The sequence below is a fragment of the Amycolatopsis arida genome (assembly GCF_900115565.1).
In the GTDB taxonomy this organism is placed as follows: domain Bacteria; phylum Actinomycetota; class Actinomycetes; order Mycobacteriales; family Pseudonocardiaceae; genus Yuhushiella; species Yuhushiella arida.
This window is the reverse complement of the sequence record NZ_FOWW01000002.1, coordinates 286,684-304,269: the sequence shown is the minus strand read 5'-3', so window position 1 is coordinate 304,269 and position 17,586 is coordinate 286,684. Positions and strand designations below refer to the sequence as shown.

Annotated in this window: 19 protein-coding genes and 1 pseudogene; 11 read left to right on the top strand and 9 right to left on the bottom strand. The window is 72.5% G+C overall.

What is annotated here, in order from left to right:
- Positions 1–63: 63 nt before the first annotated feature.
- Entirely contained in the window at positions 64–558 is a 495-nt protein-coding gene (gene ybaK / locus BM051_RS06290; protein WP_092529062.1) for a Cys-tRNA(Pro) deacylase, read from the bottom strand.
- A gap of 239 nt (positions 559–797) precedes the next feature.
- Here ybaK and BM051_RS06285 point away from each other — a divergent pair, with 239 nt between their 5' ends.
- Positions 798–1,424 (top strand): sigma-70 family RNA polymerase sigma factor, encoded by a 627-nt coding sequence (locus BM051_RS06285; RefSeq protein WP_092529623.1) that lies wholly within the window; start codon positions 798–800, stop codon positions 1,422–1,424.
- Positions 1,421–1,735, top strand: coding sequence for a mycothiol system anti-sigma-R factor (gene rsrA / locus BM051_RS06280; RefSeq protein ID WP_092529060.1), 315 nt, complete (start codon positions 1,421–1,423; stop codon positions 1,733–1,735). Before BM051_RS06285 ends, rsrA begins: the two co-directional genes overlap by 4 nt.
- A 64-nt stretch (positions 1,736–1,799) precedes the next feature.
- Here rsrA and BM051_RS30620 read toward each other — a convergent pair whose 3' ends face one another.
- Positions 1,800–1,874 (bottom strand): 50S ribosomal protein bL37, encoded by a 75-nt coding sequence (locus BM051_RS30620; RefSeq protein WP_424923231.1) that lies wholly within the window; start codon positions 1,872–1,874, stop codon positions 1,800–1,802.
- 173 nt (positions 1,875–2,047) lie between these two features.
- Here BM051_RS30620 and BM051_RS06275 point away from each other — a divergent pair, with 173 nt between their 5' ends.
- Entirely contained in the window at positions 2,048–3,607 is a 1,560-nt protein-coding gene (locus tag BM051_RS06275; protein WP_092529622.1) for a sensor histidine kinase, read from the top strand.
- A 270-nt stretch (positions 3,608–3,877) separates the two neighbouring features.
- On the opposite strand, the gene BM051_RS06270 is transcribed toward BM051_RS06275, so the two are convergent.
- Together BM051_RS06270 and BM051_RS06265 are read right to left on the bottom strand one after the other, a co-directional pair.
- Positions 3,878–4,132 carry a WhiB family transcriptional regulator gene (locus tag BM051_RS06270; protein ID WP_092529058.1) on the bottom strand — a complete coding sequence of 85 codons (255 nt, stop codon included), beginning with the start codon at positions 4,130–4,132 and terminating at the stop codon, positions 3,878–3,880.
- Between the two features lie 279 nt (positions 4,133–4,411).
- Positions 4,412–5,338, bottom strand: coding sequence for a diacylglycerol/lipid kinase family protein (locus tag BM051_RS06265; protein ID WP_092529056.1), 927 nt, complete (start codon positions 5,336–5,338; stop codon positions 4,412–4,414).
- A gap of 433 nt (positions 5,339–5,771) precedes the next feature.
- Here BM051_RS06265 and BM051_RS06260 point away from each other — a divergent pair, with 433 nt between their 5' ends.
- Complete coding sequence (locus BM051_RS06260) at positions 5,772–6,263, top strand: hypothetical protein (protein WP_092529054.1); 492 nt, start codon at positions 5,772–5,774, stop codon at positions 6,261–6,263.
- A gap of 62 nt (positions 6,264–6,325) precedes the next feature.
- Here BM051_RS06260 and BM051_RS06255 read toward each other — a convergent pair.
- Positions 6,326–6,433: pseudogene (locus tag BM051_RS06255) on the bottom strand (GNAT family N-acetyltransferase); the annotation flags it as partial.
- Positions 6,430–7,050 carry an acid phosphatase gene (locus tag BM051_RS06250; RefSeq protein WP_092529052.1) on the bottom strand — a complete coding sequence of 207 codons (621 nt, stop codon included), beginning with the start codon at positions 7,048–7,050 and terminating at the stop codon, positions 6,430–6,432. The pseudogene BM051_RS06255 and the gene BM051_RS06250, both read right to left, overlap by 4 nt.
- Positions 7,051–7,120: 70 nt before the next feature.
- Here BM051_RS06250 and BM051_RS06245 point away from each other — a divergent pair, with 70 nt between their 5' ends.
- On the top strand, positions 7,121–7,606 hold the full coding sequence (locus tag BM051_RS06245) for a hotdog fold domain-containing protein (RefSeq protein WP_092529050.1): 486 nt from the start codon (positions 7,121–7,123) through the stop codon (positions 7,604–7,606).
- Here BM051_RS06245 and BM051_RS06240 read toward each other — a convergent pair.
- The gene (locus tag BM051_RS06240) at positions 7,597–8,286 is read right to left on the bottom strand and encodes a hypothetical protein (protein WP_092529048.1); all 690 of its coding nucleotides are present in this window, start codon (positions 8,284–8,286) and stop codon (positions 7,597–7,599) included. The two genes, BM051_RS06245 and BM051_RS06240, sit on opposite strands and share 10 nt — an antisense overlap.
- Positions 8,287–8,452: 166 nt before the next feature.
- Between BM051_RS06240 and BM051_RS06235 the strand changes: the two genes are divergently transcribed.
- On the top strand, positions 8,453–10,084 hold the full coding sequence (locus BM051_RS06235; protein ID WP_092529046.1) for a GMC oxidoreductase: 1,632 nt from the start codon (positions 8,453–8,455) through the stop codon (positions 10,082–10,084).
- On the opposite strand, the gene BM051_RS06230 is transcribed toward BM051_RS06235, so the two are convergent.
- The gene (locus tag BM051_RS06230; RefSeq protein ID WP_092529044.1) at positions 10,071–10,673 is read right to left on the bottom strand and encodes a dTDP-4-dehydrorhamnose 3,5-epimerase family protein; all 603 of its coding nucleotides are present in this window, start codon (positions 10,671–10,673) and stop codon (positions 10,071–10,073) included. The genes BM051_RS06235 and BM051_RS06230 overlap by 14 nt on opposite strands.
- Positions 10,674–11,037: 364 nt before the next feature.
- On the opposite strand from BM051_RS06230, the gene BM051_RS06225 reads away from it, so the two are divergent.
- Positions 11,038–12,249: an NAD(P)-dependent malic enzyme gene (locus BM051_RS06225; protein WP_092529042.1), complete on the top strand. Its 1,212-nt coding sequence runs from the start codon at positions 11,038–11,040 to the stop codon at positions 12,247–12,249.
- Positions 12,250–12,273: 24 nt separating this feature from the next.
- Here the strand turns inward: BM051_RS06225 and BM051_RS06220 are convergent, their stop codons facing one another.
- The gene (locus tag BM051_RS06220; RefSeq protein WP_092529040.1) at positions 12,274–13,749 is read right to left on the bottom strand and encodes a bis-aminopropyl spermidine synthase family protein; all 1,476 of its coding nucleotides are present in this window, start codon (positions 13,747–13,749) and stop codon (positions 12,274–12,276) included.
- Between the two features lie 86 nt (positions 13,750–13,835).
- Here BM051_RS06220 and BM051_RS06215 point away from each other — a divergent pair, with 86 nt between their 5' ends.
- Genes BM051_RS06215 through BM051_RS06200 form a run of 4 tightly spaced genes read left to right on the top strand, consistent with a single transcriptional unit; the run spans position 13,836 to position 17,197 of the window.
- Positions 13,836–14,933, top strand: coding sequence for an ABC transporter ATP-binding protein (locus BM051_RS06215; protein WP_092529038.1), 1,098 nt, complete (start codon positions 13,836–13,838; stop codon positions 14,931–14,933).
- Entirely contained in the window at positions 14,926–15,612 is a 687-nt protein-coding gene (locus BM051_RS06210; RefSeq protein WP_092529036.1) for an ABC transporter permease, read from the top strand. Before BM051_RS06215 ends, BM051_RS06210 begins: the two co-directional genes overlap by 8 nt.
- A complete protein-coding gene (locus BM051_RS06205) occupies positions 15,609–16,307 on the top strand; it encodes an ABC transporter permease (protein ID WP_092529034.1) in 699 nt (232 codons plus the stop codon). The genes BM051_RS06210 and BM051_RS06205 overlap by 4 nt, the downstream gene beginning before the upstream one ends.
- Entirely contained in the window at positions 16,304–17,197 is an 894-nt protein-coding gene (locus tag BM051_RS06200; protein WP_092529032.1) for an ABC transporter substrate-binding protein, read from the top strand. The genes BM051_RS06205 and BM051_RS06200 overlap by 4 nt, the downstream gene beginning before the upstream one ends.
- Positions 17,198–17,586 lie beyond the last annotated feature (389 nt).

The following is a 17,586-nucleotide window of genomic DNA, read 5'->3' as shown; positions in this document are numbered from 1 at the left end:
GGCGTTCCGCCCGACCCTCGCCGACCGGGCGGCGGCCGTCCCCCCTTTGCGGTCGGAGCTCGCTCACTCCCTGGCGGGAACTCGGGCGGCGATGTCGGCCACGGTGGCGCCGGACAGCGCGACCAGGTCGGCGGGGGCCAGCTCGACCTCCAGCCCGCGCCGACCGGCCGAGCAGTACACCGTGGGGAACCGTGTCGCCGAGGAGTGCACCACCACCGGCAGGCGGGACTTCTGGCCGAGCGGGGAGATGCCGCCCACGACGTAGCCGGTGGCGCGCTGCGCGGCGGCCGGGTCGGCCAGCCTGGCCTTCTTGCCACCCACCGCGGCGGCGAGCGCCTTGAGATCCAGCTGCGCGGTGATCGGCACCACACCCACGGTGAGCCGGCCGTCCACTTCGGCCACCAGCGTCTTGAACACCCGGTCCGGATCGAGGCCGAGCGCCTCGGCGGCCTCCGTCCCGTAGGACTCGTGCCGCGGGTCGTGCTCGTAGGCGTGCAGCGTGTGCGCCACCTTCCGCTTCGCCAGCAGTGCCGTCGCTGGCGTGCCCTTGCCTGCCATGGGCCGAATCCTAGGACGGCCCCGCGCGGCGGCGCGCGGGAATTCCCGGCCGAGGTCACGCGTTGGAACGCCACGTGCTGGCCACCCTCGAACCCACCGAGCTCCGTCCCGACCGCGGCGACGCGCGGTCTGCATCGGGGGGCGTATCCTCGGAACTGTCGTATGCGCACCCGACCACGCGCGCGCCCCGCCGCGTGGGCACGCCGGGCGCCGACACCCGCGATCGGGAAGGGAACGGTTTGCCGAGCACGCAGGATCCCGCGGAGACCACGGACGAGACCGCCGAGGAACGCGCCGAGCGCTTCGAACGGGACGCGATGCCCCTGCTGGACCAGCTGTACTCGGCCGCCCTGCGGATGACCCGCAACCCGGCCGATGCCGAGGACCTGGTGCAGGAGACGTACCTGAAGGCCTACGCCGCGTTCTCCTCGTTCAGGGCGGGCACCAACCTCAAGGCGTGGCTGTACCGGATCCTCACCAACACCTACATCAACAGCTACCGGAAGCGGCAGCGCCAGCCCGTGCAGCAGCCGACCGAGGAGATCACCGACTGGCAGCTCGCGAAGGCGGAGAGCCACACCTCGACCGGCCTGCGCTCGGCCGAGGTGGAGGCGATGGACAAGCTGCCGGACTCCGACGTCAAGGCCGCGTTGCAGCAGCTGCCCGAGGACTTCCGGCTGGCGGTGTACCTCGCCGACGTCGAAGGCTTCGCCTACAAGGAAATCGCCGAGATCATGGACACGCCGATCGGCACTGTCATGTCCCGCCTGCACCGCGGGCGGGGCCAGCTCCGCACGTTGCTCGCCGACGTGGCCCGTGACCGTGGCTTCGTCCGTTCGGCCCAACAGGAGGTGGCTGGGCGATGAGCGGCTGCGGGGACTCCGACAAGGTGAACTGTGACGAGGCGCTGGCCGAGATCTACCTGCTGCTGGACAAGGAGTGCAGTCCGGACCACGAGGCCGAGCTTCGTCGGCACCTCGAGCGCTGCCCACCGTGCCTGGAGCAGTACGGCATCGACGAGCAGATCAAGCAGCTGCTGGCCCGCAAGTGTGGCGGGGAGCACGCGCCGGAAGACCTGAGGCGCCGGCTGCGTGCCACCATCCGCAAGACGGTCGAGCAGCGCCGCGACCTGACCGTCGAGCGCACCGAGATCAGCATCGAGCAGCGCACGGACTAGCACCACGCGAAAGGACCCCGGCGCCGTGGCGGTACCGGGGTCCTCGCGAGCTGCCGAGCCTGGCTCAGGCGTTGGGCTTCTTGCCGTGGTTGGCGCCGCGCTTCTTGCGGTCGCGACGCTTGCGGGCTCGCTTCGACATCTCTCACTCCTCGGGTTCGGGTCGTCCGGTCGACCGGTGGCCGGTGCGCACACGGCCCGGAGCACGGCGGCGCCCGTGGCGCACCGCCCGCGGACCGGGACGGCGCTCGGGCTACCGTCCTAGTGTGTCATGGGCGCCGGCACGCGCGGTGCCGGGAGGGGATGGAGTCCGAGGTGTCCACACTCGCTGAGCTGCTCGCCGAGCACACCGGTCTCTCCGGTGAGGCGGCCGACCACCTGCAGCTGGTGGTGGCGGAGTGGCAGCTGCTCGCCGACCTGTCGTTCGCGGACTTCCTGCTCTGGGTGCCGGTCGACAGTGCCGCCGACGGCGAGGGCGACTTCGTCTGCGTCGCGCAGGCCCGGCCGACCACGGCGCCCACCGCGCACCCCGAGGACGTCGTCGGGACCCGGTTCACCACCGAGGACCACCCGCAGCTCGCCAGGGCGATCCGCGAGGTCCGGATCTGCCGGGAGGAGGACCCGCACTGGTACCTGGACCTGCCGATGCGGCGGGAGGCCATTCCGGTCGCCTTCCGCGACCAGGTCATCGCCGTGCTGAGCCGGGAGACCAACCTGGCCGCGCCGCGGGTGCCCAGTCCGCTGGAGATCGCCTACCTGGGCAGCGCCGCCGATCTCTGCCAGATGGTGGCCGACGGCACGTTCCCCGGCACCGGCACCACCACGGACGTGCACACCAGCCCACGGGTGGGGGACGGCCTCATCCGGCTCGACTCGGCCGGATCGGTGGTGTTCGCCAGCCCCAACGGGCAGTCGGCCTACCACCGGATGGGGCACGAGTCCGACCTCGTCGGGGTCCGGCTGGCGCCACTGACCCGGTCGCTGGTCCGGGACCCGTTCGACGCCACCGAGGTGTCCCACCGGATCCTCGACGCGCTGGCCGGCAAGCCGACCAACCGGATCGAGGTGGACAGCCGGCGCGGCGCGGTGGTGCTGTTCCGCGCGTTGCCGTTGCGGCCCGCGGGGCAGCCGGCCGGCGCGCTGGTGCTCGTCCGCGACGTCACCGAGGTCAAGCGGCGGGACCGGGCGCTGCTGTCGAAGGACGCCACCATCCGGGAGATCCACCACCGGGTGAAGAACAACCTGCAGACCGTGGCCGCGCTGCTCCGGCTGCAGTCCCGCCGCACGTCCAGCCCCGAGGCCCGGCAGGCGCTGGAGGAGTCGGTGCGGCGGGTCGCGTCGATCGCGCTGGTGCACGAGGCGCTGTCGATGTCGGTGGACGAGCGGGTCGACCTGGACAAGCTGCTGGACAACGTACTGCCGATGGTCGGCGAGGTGGCCACCGCGGAGTCGCAGGTGTCGCTGCGGCGGACCGGGTCGTTCGGTGTGGTGTCTGCCGAGATCGCGACGCCGCTGGTGATGGTGATCACCGAGCTGGTGCAGAACGCGCTCGGGCACGCCTTTCCGGACAGCCGGCCCGGCAAGGTGGAGATCGTCGTGGAGCGCTCCGCACGGCGGATGGACGTGCTGATCCGGGACAACGGCCGCGGGCTGCCGTCGGGGTTCTCGCTGGAACGCGCCGAGGGGCTGGGGTTGCAGATCGTGCGTACTCTCGTGGAGTCCGAACTGCGCGGATCCCTGTCGCTGCGCGGCATCGCGCCCTCCCCCACCGTCCCAAGCGGACAGGGCGGCGAGCAGGATACAGTGGACACCGTGCGGCGGCAGGGCGGCACCGAGGCGGCCCTGCGCATCCCCCTCAGCCGAGCCTTCCGCTGACCCCCGGAGCTCTACCTTCGCCGCCCCCGAGTTCGACGCTCAAACCTCGTGTTTGCCGCTCGCGTCGGCGTGTTCGCCGTCCACGTTGGTGGGCTGGCCGGAGGTGGAGACGTTCGAGGGTCGGCACCGCATCGGTGCCGACCCTCGAACGTATTCCGCGGGAGGACTTGCCGTTTCCGGCAGAAGTCACTGGGTGTTTCCGGGGTGCCCTGCCGTACCCGGCGCATCGGGTGCTGGAGTCCGGTGCCGGTCGGCGGGCGTGATGTTGTGTCAGGCGTTGGAACGGGTACCGATGTGCGCGCGACGCCGCTTGAGGGCGCGACGCTCGTCCTCGCTCATGCCGCCCCACACGCCGGCGTCCTGACCACTGGCCAAGGCCCAGGCCAGGCAGTCCGACGCGACGGTGCAGCGGTGGCACACGGCCTTCGCCTGGGCGATCTGCGAGAGCGCGGGACCGCTGGTTCCCACGGGGAAGAACAGCTCGGGGTCCTCGTCTCGGCAGGCTGCGCGGTGGCGCCAGTCCATTTCTGTGAGCTCCTTCGAGGGGGCGCGGCACGCCGCGCCACAGTCGTCATGGCGGTCGTTTTTGGGGTGCTTGTGAATGCTTTCACGAAGCAGAGAGTTCGACAAGGGTTTTCCGGAGATCGGTGAGTCAGCTCACCCGCCCGAGCTACCGTCCTGACCAGCGGTTTCCGCCCGAAATGCGCCACCCGTCGGAAGGAGTGATGCGGTGAGCGGAGCGTCTCCGTCGACGAACGGCAACCGTGAGTTTGCCGCGAGCGATCAACGGGATGCCCTCGACCGTCAGAGCACGACCCTGAGCGCGTTGGGCACGCTGACGAACTCCACGCCGGTGCGCTGACCGACGAGATCCCCGTCGACCTGGAAGTTCACCGGTTCGGGGGAATCGACCCGCACGATGGGCATGTCGTCGTGCCGGACCAGGCGGCGGCCCCGGTGCCGGCCATTGGCCCGCAACGCCTGCCGAAGGTGCCGGAGCACGGTGGGCAGCGCGAGGCCGCGCAGCGCGAACACGCCGAGTCCGGTGTCGAACGAGCATTCGGTGTTGAGGTGCACCGGCCGGGAGCCGAGGTAGCTCCACGGATCCGTGTTGGAGACGAACACCGTGCGCACCGTCACCGGCTCCGCGCCGGGCACCCGTACGGTCAGCGGTGGTCGGCCCGCCGGGGGACGCAGATAGCACGCCACGGCCATCCGCAGGTACAGCGACGGCCCGGTGCGCTTGCCACGGCGCCGGTCGACGCCGGCCACCACGTCGGCGTCCCAACCCAGTCCGGCGTTGAAGGTGAACCAGCGGCCGTCGGCGAGTCCGAGCCCGACCCGGCGACTCCGGTGCTCCTCGATGGCGTGCAGCAGCCGGTAGGTGGCCTCCACCGGGTCGCGAGGCAGGCCGAGCGCGCGGGCGAACACGTTCGCCGAGCCGCCGGGCACGACCCCGAGCATGGGTACGGTGTCGGCGACGCCCGGCCGGCCGCCGATGCCCGCGAGCAACCCGTTGACGACCTCATTCACCGTGCCGTCGCCGCCGTGGGCGACCACCAGGTCGATGTCGTCGCCGGCCGCGGCCGTGGCGACGGCCATCGCGTGGCCGCGGTGCTCGGTCTCCACCACGTCCAGCTTCAGCTGGCTGGCCAGCGCGTGGGCGAGCACGTCACGACCCCCCGCGGTGGTCGCGGTCGCCTGCGGGTTCACCACGAGGACTGCGCGCATTACTCGAGAGTAAGTGACCGGGCGCCCCGATCGGGTGGCGCTGGGAAACTCGTCACGTCGAACCCGCCGGCCGAGACGGTGTCTTCCACCGGCGCAGCGCCCGATCGGGGAGGCGTCCGATCCGGGGAAGTGGGCGTTGGGCGAAAGCCCGGCCCGCGACCGGTGCCGGCACGCCACCGGTCGTGATCCGTCCGCGCGCGTGAGGGATGTGTCGACTCCTGCCCGTACCTGCCGGTTGCCCTCCGTTCGTCCAGCGACCTTCCGCTGTCGTGACAAGTGCACCCGGGCCGACCGCCCGCTCGTCGACGACTGTTCAGATCATGACTCGTGGAAGGCCGCGGGCCAACGGCCGACCGGGTGGCATACGATCGAAACCGTTCACACACGGTCACTCGGAGGCCGTGCGTCCAGCGTTCGAGGAAGGCCAGCAGGGGTGCCGCTCGTCGACAGGATCTCGCCGGCGCCGCGCGAGGTACGCGTCGCCGGGGCGCTCACCGCGCTGCCCGGGCTCGCCGCGCTCGCCCTCGCCGTGTTGCTGCTGGTGACGGCCCTGCGGGGGCAGTCGACGGTGGGCGGCGACATCTACGCCGAGGTGGCCTACTACGCGCTGCTCGCCGCCGGGGTGCTCGCCTGCGCGGGTGGCCTGCTGCTCGGCAGGACGTGGGCCCGCTCGCCGGCCGTGGTGCTGGCGCTGGTGGTGGTCGGGGTCGGCTGGTACGCCACCGGCCCCTCGGCGCGGCCCGAGTTCGGCGTGCCGCTGATGGCCGCCGGAGTGCTGGTCGTCGTGCTGCTCTTCCGCCGCCCCTCCCGGGCCTGGGCGCTCGGGATGCGGGAGGGTGAGTCGGAGGAGGAGGCCGCTCGGCGCGGCGGGTACGCCGGTCGCGTGGAGGCCAGGGAACGCGACGAGCGACGCGACGCCGGCTAGCCGCACGGGCTGTCCGTGTCCCCGGACGTCGGGATCGCGGTCGGTCAGCAGCCGCGTTCGGCGAGCTGGCACTCGCGGGGCGCCCGCTCGTACTCGGCGAGCTCGTGCACGAGCCCGACCACCGCCTCCACATCGGACTCCCGTACTCGGTGGACGCGCTCGTCGGTCACGGCTGTCCTCTCCTGCTCGGCTGGGTCCGGAAGGGCGGGGGGACGTTGAGGTGTCGCAGCTGCGGCCGGCCGCGCTCGTGACCGAGCGCGCTGACGCTCGCCGGCGCGAGGCCGAAGTGGACGCCGGCGCCCGGGGGCAGGCCGAGCCAGCGGGCGACGAGCACCCTGCCGAAGTGGCCGTGCCCGACCAGGACGACGTCCCCTTCCGGCAGTGTCGCGGCGACCCGGTCGAGCACCCGGTCGGCCCGATCGGCGACCTGCTCGGGGCCCTCCCCTCCGGGGCTCGGGTGGGTCCAGACGGTCCAGCCCGGCACCGTCCGGCGGATGTCGGCGGTGGTGATGCCCTCGTACTCGCCGTAGTCCCACTCGGCGAGGTCCTCGGTGGTCTCGGTCACCCGAAGCCCGGCCAGCTCCGCGGTGTGCAGGGCGCGCCGCCGCGGGCTGGTGAGGACGAGCGCGGGGGCGGCGTCGCCGCGCAGCGCCGCCAACGTGGTGGCGGCGGCGCGGGCCTGCTCCCGCCCGGCCCCGGTCAGCGGGATGTCGGTGCGGCCGGTGTGCCGGCCGGTGGCCGACCACTCGGTCTCACCGTGCCGGAGCAGGTACAGGACGTGCGCCACGTTGCGAATATAGCCGCCCCTCTGGTTGGCTACCGATCAGTAACATTCGGCCGGGAACGGAGTGTGCACGATGGCGGAGAACCCGACCTTCGCGATGTGGCGACGGCTGTCCGGCAAACCGGGAGGGCGGCAGCTGTTCTCCGCCGCGCTGTGCCTCCGGGTGCCCTACTTCCGCACCGTGCTGCCCTCGGTGCGGGAGCTGCGGCCGGGGCGGTGCGTGGTGCGCGCGCCCAAGTGGTGGGGCGTGTACAACCACATCCGCACCTTCCACGCCATCGCCGCGTGCAACCTCGCCGAGATCGCCATGGGCATGCTCGCCGAGGCGACCGTGCCGCCCACCCATCGCTGGCTGCCCAAGGGCATGACGGTGCGCTACGTGGCCAAGGCCGAGACCTCGCTCACCGCGGTGGCCGAGCTGCCGGCGATCCCCGAGTTCGGTGACGAGGGCGTCGACCTCGACGTCCCGGTCACCATCACGGACACGGCCGGCACGCCGGTGGTGACCGGGACCATCACCATCTGGGTGACCCGCAAGAAGGAGCGCGCTCAGGCGTAGGGCCGCAGGCCGACGAGGGTCACCTGGCGCAGGCTGTTCCGGCCGCTCGGCGAGGGCAGCCCGAGCCGGTGGTCGAGCAGCCGGGCCAGCGGCCCACAGCCGGTCGTCGCGGGCAGCGCCAGGCGCTCGTCGACCGACCGGAAGCGCAGCACCGGCGGGTCCGGCGAGAGCAGCTCGGTCTCGCCCACCTGCTGGATCTCCGAGTGCACCGGCTCGACCTCGCTGCCGATCGCGCAGCTCGCTCCCGGCAGCGGGCCGCGGACGGTGAAGGCGAGGTCGATCTCGCCCTTGCGCTCGTCGTTGCTCTCGAAGTCGGAGTGGCCCGCATACCGCGGCCGCAGGGTGACCCCGGGCAGCCAGGGGACGGGGCTGGGCTCGGCCACCAGCGAGCCGAAGACCTGGGCGTAGCGGCCGTCCAGCCGGCCCTCGGCGAAGGTCAGCCGCATCGCCCGCAGCGGCACCTCGCGGCGGCTGATGCGCAGCGTGCCGGTGGACACCAGCACCTCGCAGCGCCAGCGGGCCGGGTCGGCGCCGGCGGGCAGCGTGGGGCAGTCGGTGAAGTCGAACTCGGGAAGGGGACTCGCGGCCGCCGGGGCGGCGGTCAGCGCGAGGGCGCTGGCCACCGCGGCGAGTCCGGCGGCGAGGTGGTGGGCACGGGGTCTCCTGGGCGTTACGGTCATTCCGGCAGGGTGTCCGGTTCCGGGACCGCGCACATCCGGGAAGCTCCCGAGGGGCGTCCCGGATCTTCCCGAGCCGTTGAGCCGGATGGGTGAAGTAGACGGCTTTGGTAGAACATGTTTCAATTTCGTGCTTGTGCCGGCGCCGTCCGCGCAAAACGCTCGCCGCATGCCCGCCGCCGTGTCGCCCTCCGCCCTGTCCCGCCGCCGGTTCCTCGGCCTCGCCGCGCTCAACTCCGCCGCGGCGCTCGGCCTGACCACGATCGGCACCACTCCCACCGCGGAAGCCACCGACCGCGAGTTTGTCCCGGCCCTCGTGGTCGGCACCGGCTACGGTGCCGCGGTCACCGCGTTGCGGCTGGGCGAGGCCGGCGTCCCCACCCTCGTGCTCGAGATGGGGCGGCTGTGGAACACGCGGGGCCCGGACGGCCGGATCTTCTGCGACATGCTCCAGCCGGACCGCCGCTCGACGTGGCTCAGGACCCGCACGCAGGCGCCGTTGGCGACCTTCCTCTGGGCCGACGTCAACCGCGACGTCGAGCGCTACACCGGCGTGCTCGACCGCGTCGACCACGGCGAGATGTCGGTCTACGTCGGCCGTGGCGTCGGCGGCGGGTCGCTGGTCAACGGCGCCATGGCGGTGACCCCGAAACGCGGCTACCTCGCCGAGGTCCTGCCCGGGATCGACGTCGACGAGCTGTACCGCACGTACTTCCCCAGGGCCAGCGCGATGCTGGGGGTCAACCACGTCGACCCGGCGTGGTTCGAGACGTGCGAGGTGTACCGGTACGCCAGGGTGTCCCGCACGCACGCGCACCGGACCGGGCTGCGCACCACGTTCGTGCCGAGCGTGTACGACTTCGACCACATGCGGCGCGAGGAGGCCGGCGAGGTGCCCCGCTCCGCGCTGGCCGCCGAGGTCATCTACGGCAACAACCACGGCAAGAGGTCGCTGGACCAGACCTACCTGGCGGCCGCGCTGGGCACGGGCAACGTGACGATCCGCACCCTGCACCAGGTGCACTCCATCGAGCGCGAGCCGGACGGCACCTACGTGCTGACCGTGCGGCTGCTCGACGACGTCGGCGCGGTGCTCGGCACCCGGCGGATCGGCACGCGTCACCTGTTCCTCGGCGCCGGCAGCCTCGGCTCCACCGAGCTGCTGCTGCGGGCCAGGGAGACCGGCGCGCTGCCCGCGCTGAGCGCGGAGGTCGGGCACGGCTGGGGGACCAACGGCAACGTCATGCTGGGCAGGGCCAACCACATGTGGGACACCACCGGCGCCACCCAGTCCGGGATGCCGGCGCTGGGCATCGACGCGTGGGACGATCCGGCGCACCCGGTGTTCGCCGAGGTCGCGCCGCTGCCGGCGGGCACGGAGACGTGGGTGAGCGTCTACCTGGCGATCACCAGGAACCCGGAGCGCGGCCACTTCACCTACGACGCCGCCAGCGACTCGGCCCGGCTGCGCTGGACCGCGGCGCAGGGCCAGCCCTCGATCGACATGGCGAAGGCCCTGTTCGACAAGGTCAACCGGGCGAACGGGACGATCTACCGCTCCGAACTGTTCGGCGACACCCGTGAGTTCGAGAACCGGTTCACCTACCACCCGCTCGGCGGGGTCGTGCTGGGCAGGGCCACCGACGGATACGGCCGGGTCCGCGGCTACGACCGGCTCTACGTCACCGACGGCGCGCTCGTGCCGGGCAACGTCGGGGTGAACCCGTTCCTGACCATCACCGCGCTGGCCGAGCGCAACATCGAGCGGGTGCTGGCCGAGGACCTGCTCACCCCGCCCTGAGCTTCTCGTAGTGCGTGACGCACGCCTCGTAGTCCGGCAGGATCCCGGTGGTGAGCGCCTCGGCCAGCGTGGGCGCCTTCACGTCCTTCTCGGACAGCACGGGGGTCAGCTCGGCCGGCCACGGCAGGTCGAGCTCGGGGTCCAGCGGGTTGATCCCGTGCTCGATGGCGGGGTTGTACGGCATCGAGCACAGGTAGGACATGACCGTGTCGTCCTCCAGTGCCAGGAAGGCGTGGCCGAGTCCCTCGGCCAGGTACACCGCGCGGAACTCGGTGTCGTCCAGGCGTACCGCTTCCCACCGCCCGAACGTGGGTGAGCCGACCCGCACGTCCAGCACGACGTCGAGCAGCGCACCGCGGGGACAGTAGAGGTACTTCGCCTGGCCCGGCGGCGTCTCCGCGAAGTGGACACCGCGGATGGTGCCGCGGACCGACCGGCTGTGGTTGCTCTGGGCCAGCCGCAGCGGGTGGCCCACGGCCTCGACGAGTGCCGCCTCCTGGAATGGCGCGACGAAAACTCCGCGGTGGTCGGGAAAGGTACGGGGACGGAACTCGTAGGCGTCCCGTACGGCCAGCTCGCGCACATCCATGGCGGACACCCTATCCAGGACCAAACAAGCCGGATGGACGTCTTGGGAAAGGGTGCTCGGGAAGCCTCTCGTGTGACGTGAACCGCACCGAGGCATCGCATCCCGATGCCGGCCTGTCACACTGGTACAACCGCCGCGTTCGCGGTCACGCCGCACCAGGCCATCGACGGACGCCCTCGCCGGCGGACGGTGCTACCGCACCGCCCCGCCCCGCTGGAGGAGCCCTGATCGTCGGGGCCGGCGACGTCTTCCGACGTCGTGCCGGCTCCGCTGTAAGTTCCGGAGAAATCAAGTGTCTTATGCTCGAGTCACGAGGCCGGTCGCCGATGCTGGAACCGTGACGGAAACGACGACGGGAATCGCGATGAACGACCAGGCCAGTAAGGACGCCACCGGCACCGGGTCGGTCGCGGGGGACACCCCGGTGACCGACGAGGAGATCTTCCGCGGGCACGAGGGCGGCAAGCTCTCCGCGGCGGCCACCCGGCCCATCGCGCAGCCGAGGGACCTGTCGGTCGCCTACACCCCCGGCGTGGCCAAGGTGAGCCGCGCCATCGCCGAGGACGCCGCGCTCGCCGAGCGCTACACCTGGGCGGCCCGGCTGGTGGTCGTGGTCAGCGACGGCACGGCGGTCCTGGGCCTCGGCGACATCGGCGCCAGCGCCTCCCTCCCCGTGATGGAGGGCAAGTCCGTGCTGTTCAAGACGTTCGCCGGGCTGGACTCGATCCCGCTCGTGCTGGACACCACCGACGTGGACGAGATCGTCGAGACCCTGGTGCGGCTGCGGCCGTCGTTCGGTGCCGTCAACCTCGAGGACGTCTCCGCGCCGCGCTGCTTCGAGCTGGAGGACAAGCTCAAGGAGGCGCTGGACTGCCCGGTCATGCACGACGACCAGCACGGCACCGCCATCGTCACGCTCGCCGCGCTGCGCGGTGCCAACCTGGTGCTCGGCCGCAGCATGGCCGACCAGCGGGTGGTCATCTCCGGCGCCGGCGCGGCCGGGGTGGCCTGCGCCAGGATCCTGCGGGCGGCCGGCGTCGGCGATGTGGTGCTGCTCGACTCCAAGGGCATCATCCACGCCGGCCGGGGCCACCTGAACCCGATCAAGGCGGAGCTCGCCGAGAGCACCAACACGCACGGCCTGCGCGGCGGGCTGGCCGACGCGCTGAAGGGCGCGGACGTGTTCCTCGGGCTGTCCGGCTCGACCATCGACGAGACGCTGCTGGAGAGCATGGCGGACGACGCCATCGTGTTCGCACTGTCCAACCCGGACCCCGAGGTGCACCCGGACGTGGCGGCGAAGTACGCCAAGGTGGTGGCCACCGGACGCAGCGACTTCCCGAACCAGATCAACAACGTGCTGGCCTTCCCGGGCGTGTTCCGCGGCGCGCTGGACGCGGGGGCGCGGGCGATCACCGAGCGGATGAAGATCGCGGCCGCCGACGCCATCGTGGCGGTCGCGAGCGATGATCTCGCCGCCGACCGGATCGTGCCCAGCCCGCTCGACCCGCGGGTGGCGCCCGCGGTGGCCGCGGCCGTGGCGGAGGCCGCCGTCGCCGACGCGGTCACCGGCTGAGCCCGGTCGGCGGGGCGCCGGCCACTACGACGTGGCGGCCAGCAGCTCGGCGATCCGGTGCCGGGGCAGGTCGAGCAGCCGCAGGTCGGCGACGTCCGGCACCAGCTCGGTGGCACGCTGCCTGGCCGCGTTCCTGGTGAGCGCGCCGGTCGCGGCGAGCGCCTCGCGCAGCGTGTTGCCGAGCTTGCCGTGCGCCCGCGTCCACACCGAGGAGAGCGCGCCCGCCGGAGCGGCCTCGGCGAGCACCACGGCGTGCGTGCCGTCCGGGGTGCTGCGCAGCAACCGGAGCCGGTACTTCGGCGCCACCAGCCGGCGCAGCTCGGCCTGGGCGGCGGCGTCGGCGAGGTCGGGGTGCCGGTTGGGCACCAGCACGGCCAGCCGGTCGGCGTTCACCGCGAGCAGCGCCCGCAGCAGCCAGGGCCCGGGGTCGGTGCCGAGGTCGAGTGCCACGGCCGGCGCGGCGACCGGCGCCGACCAGTCCGCCCGGCGGCGCACCACCTCACGACCGTCGGCGAGCTCGGTGACCGCGTCCATCAGCCCGGCCGGGCTCGCGGCCGCCTCCACCGACTGGGGCCCGTGCGTGTAGATCCCGGCGTCGTCCTTGCTCCTGTCCTTGCTCCTGCCCTTGCCCCTGCCCCGGCCCGGGCGGCCGGTGGGCTGGCAGACGTAGAGGTCGGCCGCGCCGCCGATGGCCTGCGCGCCGGTGTAGCGGTGGAAGCCGGGGAGGATGGCCGCGAAGACCAGGCCCAGCTCGGCCAGCGCCCGCTGCACCTTGGCGCCGAGCGCCGGATGCCGCGGGCTGTACCCGTAGGCCAGCAGCAGGTGCCCCCTGGCCGGCTCGGCGAGGCACTCGACGCCCCGCGCGGCGAACAGGCCCATGCCCTCCGGCGTGTACGGCGGGTCGCTGAACACCAGGTCGGCGCCGCCGGCGATCGCGGGCGGCAGCCCGATCCGCAGGTCGGCGTGCACGGTGCGGACGGAACGGTCGGTGCGCCGGTCGACGTACTCCAGCACCCGGTCGTCGACGTCCACCACGGTCAGCCGCGCCTCGGGGCGCAGCGCCCGTACCGCGAGCGAGGTCAGGTCGTGGTCGCCGAGGAAGACCAGCCGCGTGTTCCGCAGGTCGTACCGCTCGTCCAGCCACCGGGCGCGGCGGACCACGGTCTCCGGGGTGGCCGGCACGTGGTCCAGCGCCGGCAGCGGGGGCGGCGCGGCGGCGATCCATCCGGCCACGGTGTCCGGGTCCGGCGGCGGCGCCGGCGGCACCTGGTACCGCTCGTAGGCCGGCGCCACGGACGGCCGCAACCGCACCCGGTCGCCGTCGCGGTCGAGGTCGCCGTCCAGCGCGGCCAGCAGCTCCTGCACGCTGCGGCGGGGCGCGGCCGTCTCCAGGACCAGGGCGTCGAGGTCCCACCACCCGGCGGCCAGCCTGGCCAGCGCCAGGCGCAGCGGGTGGGTGGCGACGCCGTGCGCGGCGAACAACTCGTCGAGCGGGTGCACCCGGCCGAGCCTAGATCCTGGGACATCCCGCTCGTTGTCGGTGGCGTGGGTTACGGTCGGGCGGCGTGCGGCGAGGGGAGCTGGATGTGGGAATCGAGTTCGCGGGCGTGACCAAGCGGTATCCGAACGGGACCGTGGCGGTGGACGACCTGAGTCTCACCGTGCCGGACGGCACGATCACCGTACTGGTGGGGCCGTCCGGCTGCGGCAAGACGACCTCGCTGCGGATGATCAACCGGATGGTCGAGCCGACCTCGGGCCGGATCCTGCTCGACGGCACCGACGTCGCCACCCAGGACCCGGCACTGCTGCGCCGGGGGATCGGCTACGTCATCCAGCACGCCGGGCTCTTTCCACATCGGACGGTGCTGCACAACGTGGCCACGGTGCCGCTGCTGCTCGGCTGGAGCCGGGCGCGCGCGAGGGAGCGGGCGAAGGAGCTCCTGGAGACCGTCGGCCTCTCCGCCGAGCTCGGCGCCCGGTACCCGGCCCAGCTCTCCGGCGGCCAGCAGCAACGGGTCGGGGTGGCGCGGGCGCTCGCCGCGGACCCGCCGGTGCTGCTCATGGACGAGCCGTTCTCCGCGGTGGACCCGGTGGTCCGCGAGGGGTTGCAGGACGAGCTGCTCCGGCTGCAGTCGCGGCTCGGCAAGACGATCGTGTTCGTCACCCACGACATCGACGAGGCGGTGCGGCTCGGCGACCGGGTGGCCATACTGCGGGTCGGCGGCGCGCTGGCCCAGTACGGCACGCCCGCCGACGTGCTGCGGCACCCGGTGGACGACTTCGTCGCCGGGTTCGTCGGCCGCGACCGCGGCTACCGCGGCCTGTCGTTCCTGTCCGCCGAGCGGGTGCGGATCGACGAGGTGCCGACCGTGCCGCTGGGCGACGTGCCGGGCGGGCCCACGGAAGGGTGGCTGCTGGCGGTGAACGCGGCCGGCGAGCCCCGCGGCTGGCTCCCACCGGGTTCCACTGTGGACGAGAAGCTGACCGAGGGGCATCTGGTCGCGGGCGGCTCGCTCTACCAGCGTGGGGCGCCCATCCGCGGCGCGCTGGACGCCGCGCTGTCCTCGCCGTCCGGTTTGGGCGTGGTGGTGGACGCCGGCGGCGAGGTGATCGGCGCGGTGACCGCGCGGCAGGTGCTGGACGTGATCGAGAACCATCCCGAGGGAGTGGCCCATGGGTAGCGTCCTCGACGAGCTGGGTGACTACCTCGGCAGCGCGAACAACCGGGCGCAGCTGTGGGACGCCCTGCTGGAGCACCTGTATCTGGCGCTGCTGCCGTTGCTGCTCGGCGTGCTCGCCGCGGTCGCGGCCGGGTGGCTGGGCATCCGGTTCCGACCGGCCCGCAAGGCGCTGCTGGTCGGCGCGAACGTGCTGTACACGATCCCGTCGCTGGCGCTGTTCGTGGTGATCCCCGGCATCATCGGGACGAAGATCCTGAACAGCGTCAACGTGGTGCTGGCGCTGACCCTCTACACCGCGGCGTTGCTGGTGCGCCCGGTGCTCGACGCGCTCGACGCCGTGCCGTCGCCCGTGGTCGCGGCGGCCACCGCGATGGGGTACCGACCGGCGCGCCGGTTCCTCGGCGTGGAGCTGCCGCTGGCCGTGCCGGTGCTCACCGCCGGCGTGCGGGTGGCGTCGGTGAGCAACATCAGCCTGGTCAGCGTCGGCGCGCTGATCGGCATCGGCGGGCTGGGCGTGCTGTTCACCGACGGCTTCCAGCGCGAGTACTTCGCCCCGATCGTCGTCGGGATCGTGCTCACCCTCGTGCTGGCGCTGGTGATGGACGTCCTGCTGGTGCTGCTGCGCCGGCTGCTGACCCCGTGGCAGCGGCCCGCGCCGGTGACGGGAGGTGCGGCGTGATCGCGGATCTGTGGGGGTGGCTGTCCGACCCGGCGAACTGGCAGGGCGTCGACGGTGTGCCGTGGCGGGTGCTGCAACACCTCGGGTACGTGCTGTCGGCGCTGGTGATCGCGGTGCTGATCGCGGTGCCGGTGGGGCTGTTCGTCGGGCACACCGGCCGCGGCGGCCTGGTGCTGGTGGGTTTCGGCAACTCCGTCCGCGCGTTGCCGACGCTGGGCCTGGTCACCTTCCTGTTCCTGCTGCTCACCGACAGCGAGGCCGCCGCGCTGGTCGGGCTCGTGGTGCTGGCGGTGCCGTCCGTGCTGGCCGGCACCTACGCCGGGGTGCAGGCCACCGAGGACCGGGTGGTCGACGCGGCCGAGGGGATGGGGATGACCGGGCGGCAGCGGCTCTGGCAGGTCGAGGTGCCGATCGCGCTGCCGCTGGTGCTCGGCGGGGTGCGCAACGCGACGCTGCAACTGGTGGCCACCGCGGCGGTGGCCGCGTACATCGGGCTGGGTGGGCTCGGCCGGTACGTGCTCGACGGGCTGGCGATCCTCGACTACGGCGAGGTGGCGGCCGGGGCGGTGTTGACCGCTCTGCTCGCCGTCGTGCTCGACCTGGTGTTCGCCGGGTTGCAACGGGCCGCCGTGCCGCGCGGCGTGCGGCTCGCCACGGCGGCCCAACGTCCGACGGCCTCGGGAGGTGTGGCGTGAGGCTCGGTGTGGTGGCCGTGGTACTGCTGCTCCTGGCGGCGTGCGCGAACCCGCTGGAGGGTGGTGCCGAGGGGGTGTCCGGCGGGGAGATCGTCATCGGGTCCTCGGACGTGGGGGAGTCGCTGCTGCTGGCGCACATCTACGCCGGGACCCTGCGGCACGCCGGCGCGGAGAACGTGACCGTACGGCCGCCGGTCGGTGGCCGCGAGGTGGTGGTGAAGGCGCTGCGGGACAGGTCGCTGTCGCTGGTGCCGGAGTACAGCGGGAACCTGCTCCGCTACTTCGATCCGGACACCACGGCCACCACACCCGAGGAGGTGTACGCCGAGCTGCGGCGGGTGCTGCCGGAGCGGTTCCAGGTGCTCGAGCCCGCGCCCGCGCAGGACACCGACGTCCTGGTGATCCGCCCGGAGCTGGCGGCGCAGGGCATCTCCACCATCTCCGAGCTCGCGCCGCGGTGTCCCGAGCTGGTGTTCGGCGGCCCCGGGCAGTGGGCCGACCGGTGGAAGGAGAAGATCGACCAGGTGTACGGCTGCCGGTTCCGGGAGATCCGGGTGACCGACACGGGCGGGCCGGTGACGGTGGCGGCGCTGCGCTCCGGCGAGATCGACGTGGCCGACCTGTTCAGCACCTCGGCGACCATCGAGAGCAACGGGTTCGTGCCGCTGGTCGACGACCGGAACATGTTCCCGGCGCAGAACATCGTGCCGCTGGCCGCTCGGGGGACGCTGGGCGAGCGCGAGGTGCGCGCGCTCGACGAGTTGTCCGCCGTGCTCACCACCGAGAAGCTCACCCGGCTCAACGTCGAGTTCACCGAGCTGAAGCGCAACCCGTTGGACATCGCCGAGGATTTCCTCCGGGAGAACGGGTTGCTCGCGGCGAGTTACTGAATTGTTGTAGTGGGTTCGTTTCCGCCGGGGTCGGACTGGCAAGAATTGGTTGCGATGGCATCTCGCGGGGGCGTTGTCGACCTGCGAAAGTCGGAAGTTCCGCCCGCAAAAAAACCGACTTTCGTCGTGGTCCGATCGGGTGGAAATTCTTTGCGTACTGCTCCGCATGGACTCAGTAACAACCACCCCTGGTAGCGCCCGCGCGGCAAAAGGGTGCTCGTGACCTGCACTGATGCGGTCCAGCGAGTGACGGCGGCGGCCTACCGCGTCTCCGGCGAAGTTGCAAGGTCTTCCTTCGGGGGATTTTCCGACTTACGCTGTCGCGCAGCGTTCGTCAGGACGCGTTTCCACCCCTAGTGGTCAGGCGGCTCGAGCACATGGGCTGTTGG

Bases quoted from the DNA above. Each gene is read 5' to 3' on its own strand.
- BM051_RS06240 (WP_092529048.1), bottom strand. From the start codon at position 8,286: ATGACCGTAACGCCCAGGAGACCCCGTGCCCACCACCTCGCCGCCGGA.
- BM051_RS06235 (WP_092529046.1), top strand. From the start codon at position 8,453: ATGCCCGCCGCCGTGTCGCCCTCCGCCCTGTCCCGCCGCCGGTTCCTC.
- rsrA (WP_092529060.1), top strand. From the start codon at position 1,421: ATGAGCGGCTGCGGGGACTCCGACAAGGTGAACTGTGACGAGGCGCTG.
- BM051_RS06265 (WP_092529056.1), bottom strand. From the start codon at position 5,338: ATGCGCGCAGTCCTCGTGGTGAACCCGCAGGCGACCGCGACCACCGCG.
- BM051_RS06230 (WP_092529044.1), bottom strand. From the start codon at position 10,673: ATGGATGTGCGCGAGCTGGCCGTACGGGACGCCTACGAGTTCCGTCCC.
- BM051_RS06245 (WP_092529050.1), top strand. From the start codon at position 7,121: ATGGCGGAGAACCCGACCTTCGCGATGTGGCGACGGCTGTCCGGCAAA.
- BM051_RS06270 (WP_092529058.1), bottom strand. From the start codon at position 4,132: ATGGACTGGCGCCACCGCGCAGCCTGCCGAGACGAGGACCCCGAGCTG.
- ybaK (WP_092529062.1), bottom strand. From the start codon at position 558: ATGGCAGGCAAGGGCACGCCAGCGACGGCACTGCTGGCGAAGCGGAAG.
- BM051_RS06210 (WP_092529036.1), top strand. From the start codon at position 14,926: ATGGGTAGCGTCCTCGACGAGCTGGGTGACTACCTCGGCAGCGCGAAC.
- BM051_RS06225 (WP_092529042.1), top strand. From the start codon at position 11,038: ATGAACGACCAGGCCAGTAAGGACGCCACCGGCACCGGGTCGGTCGCG.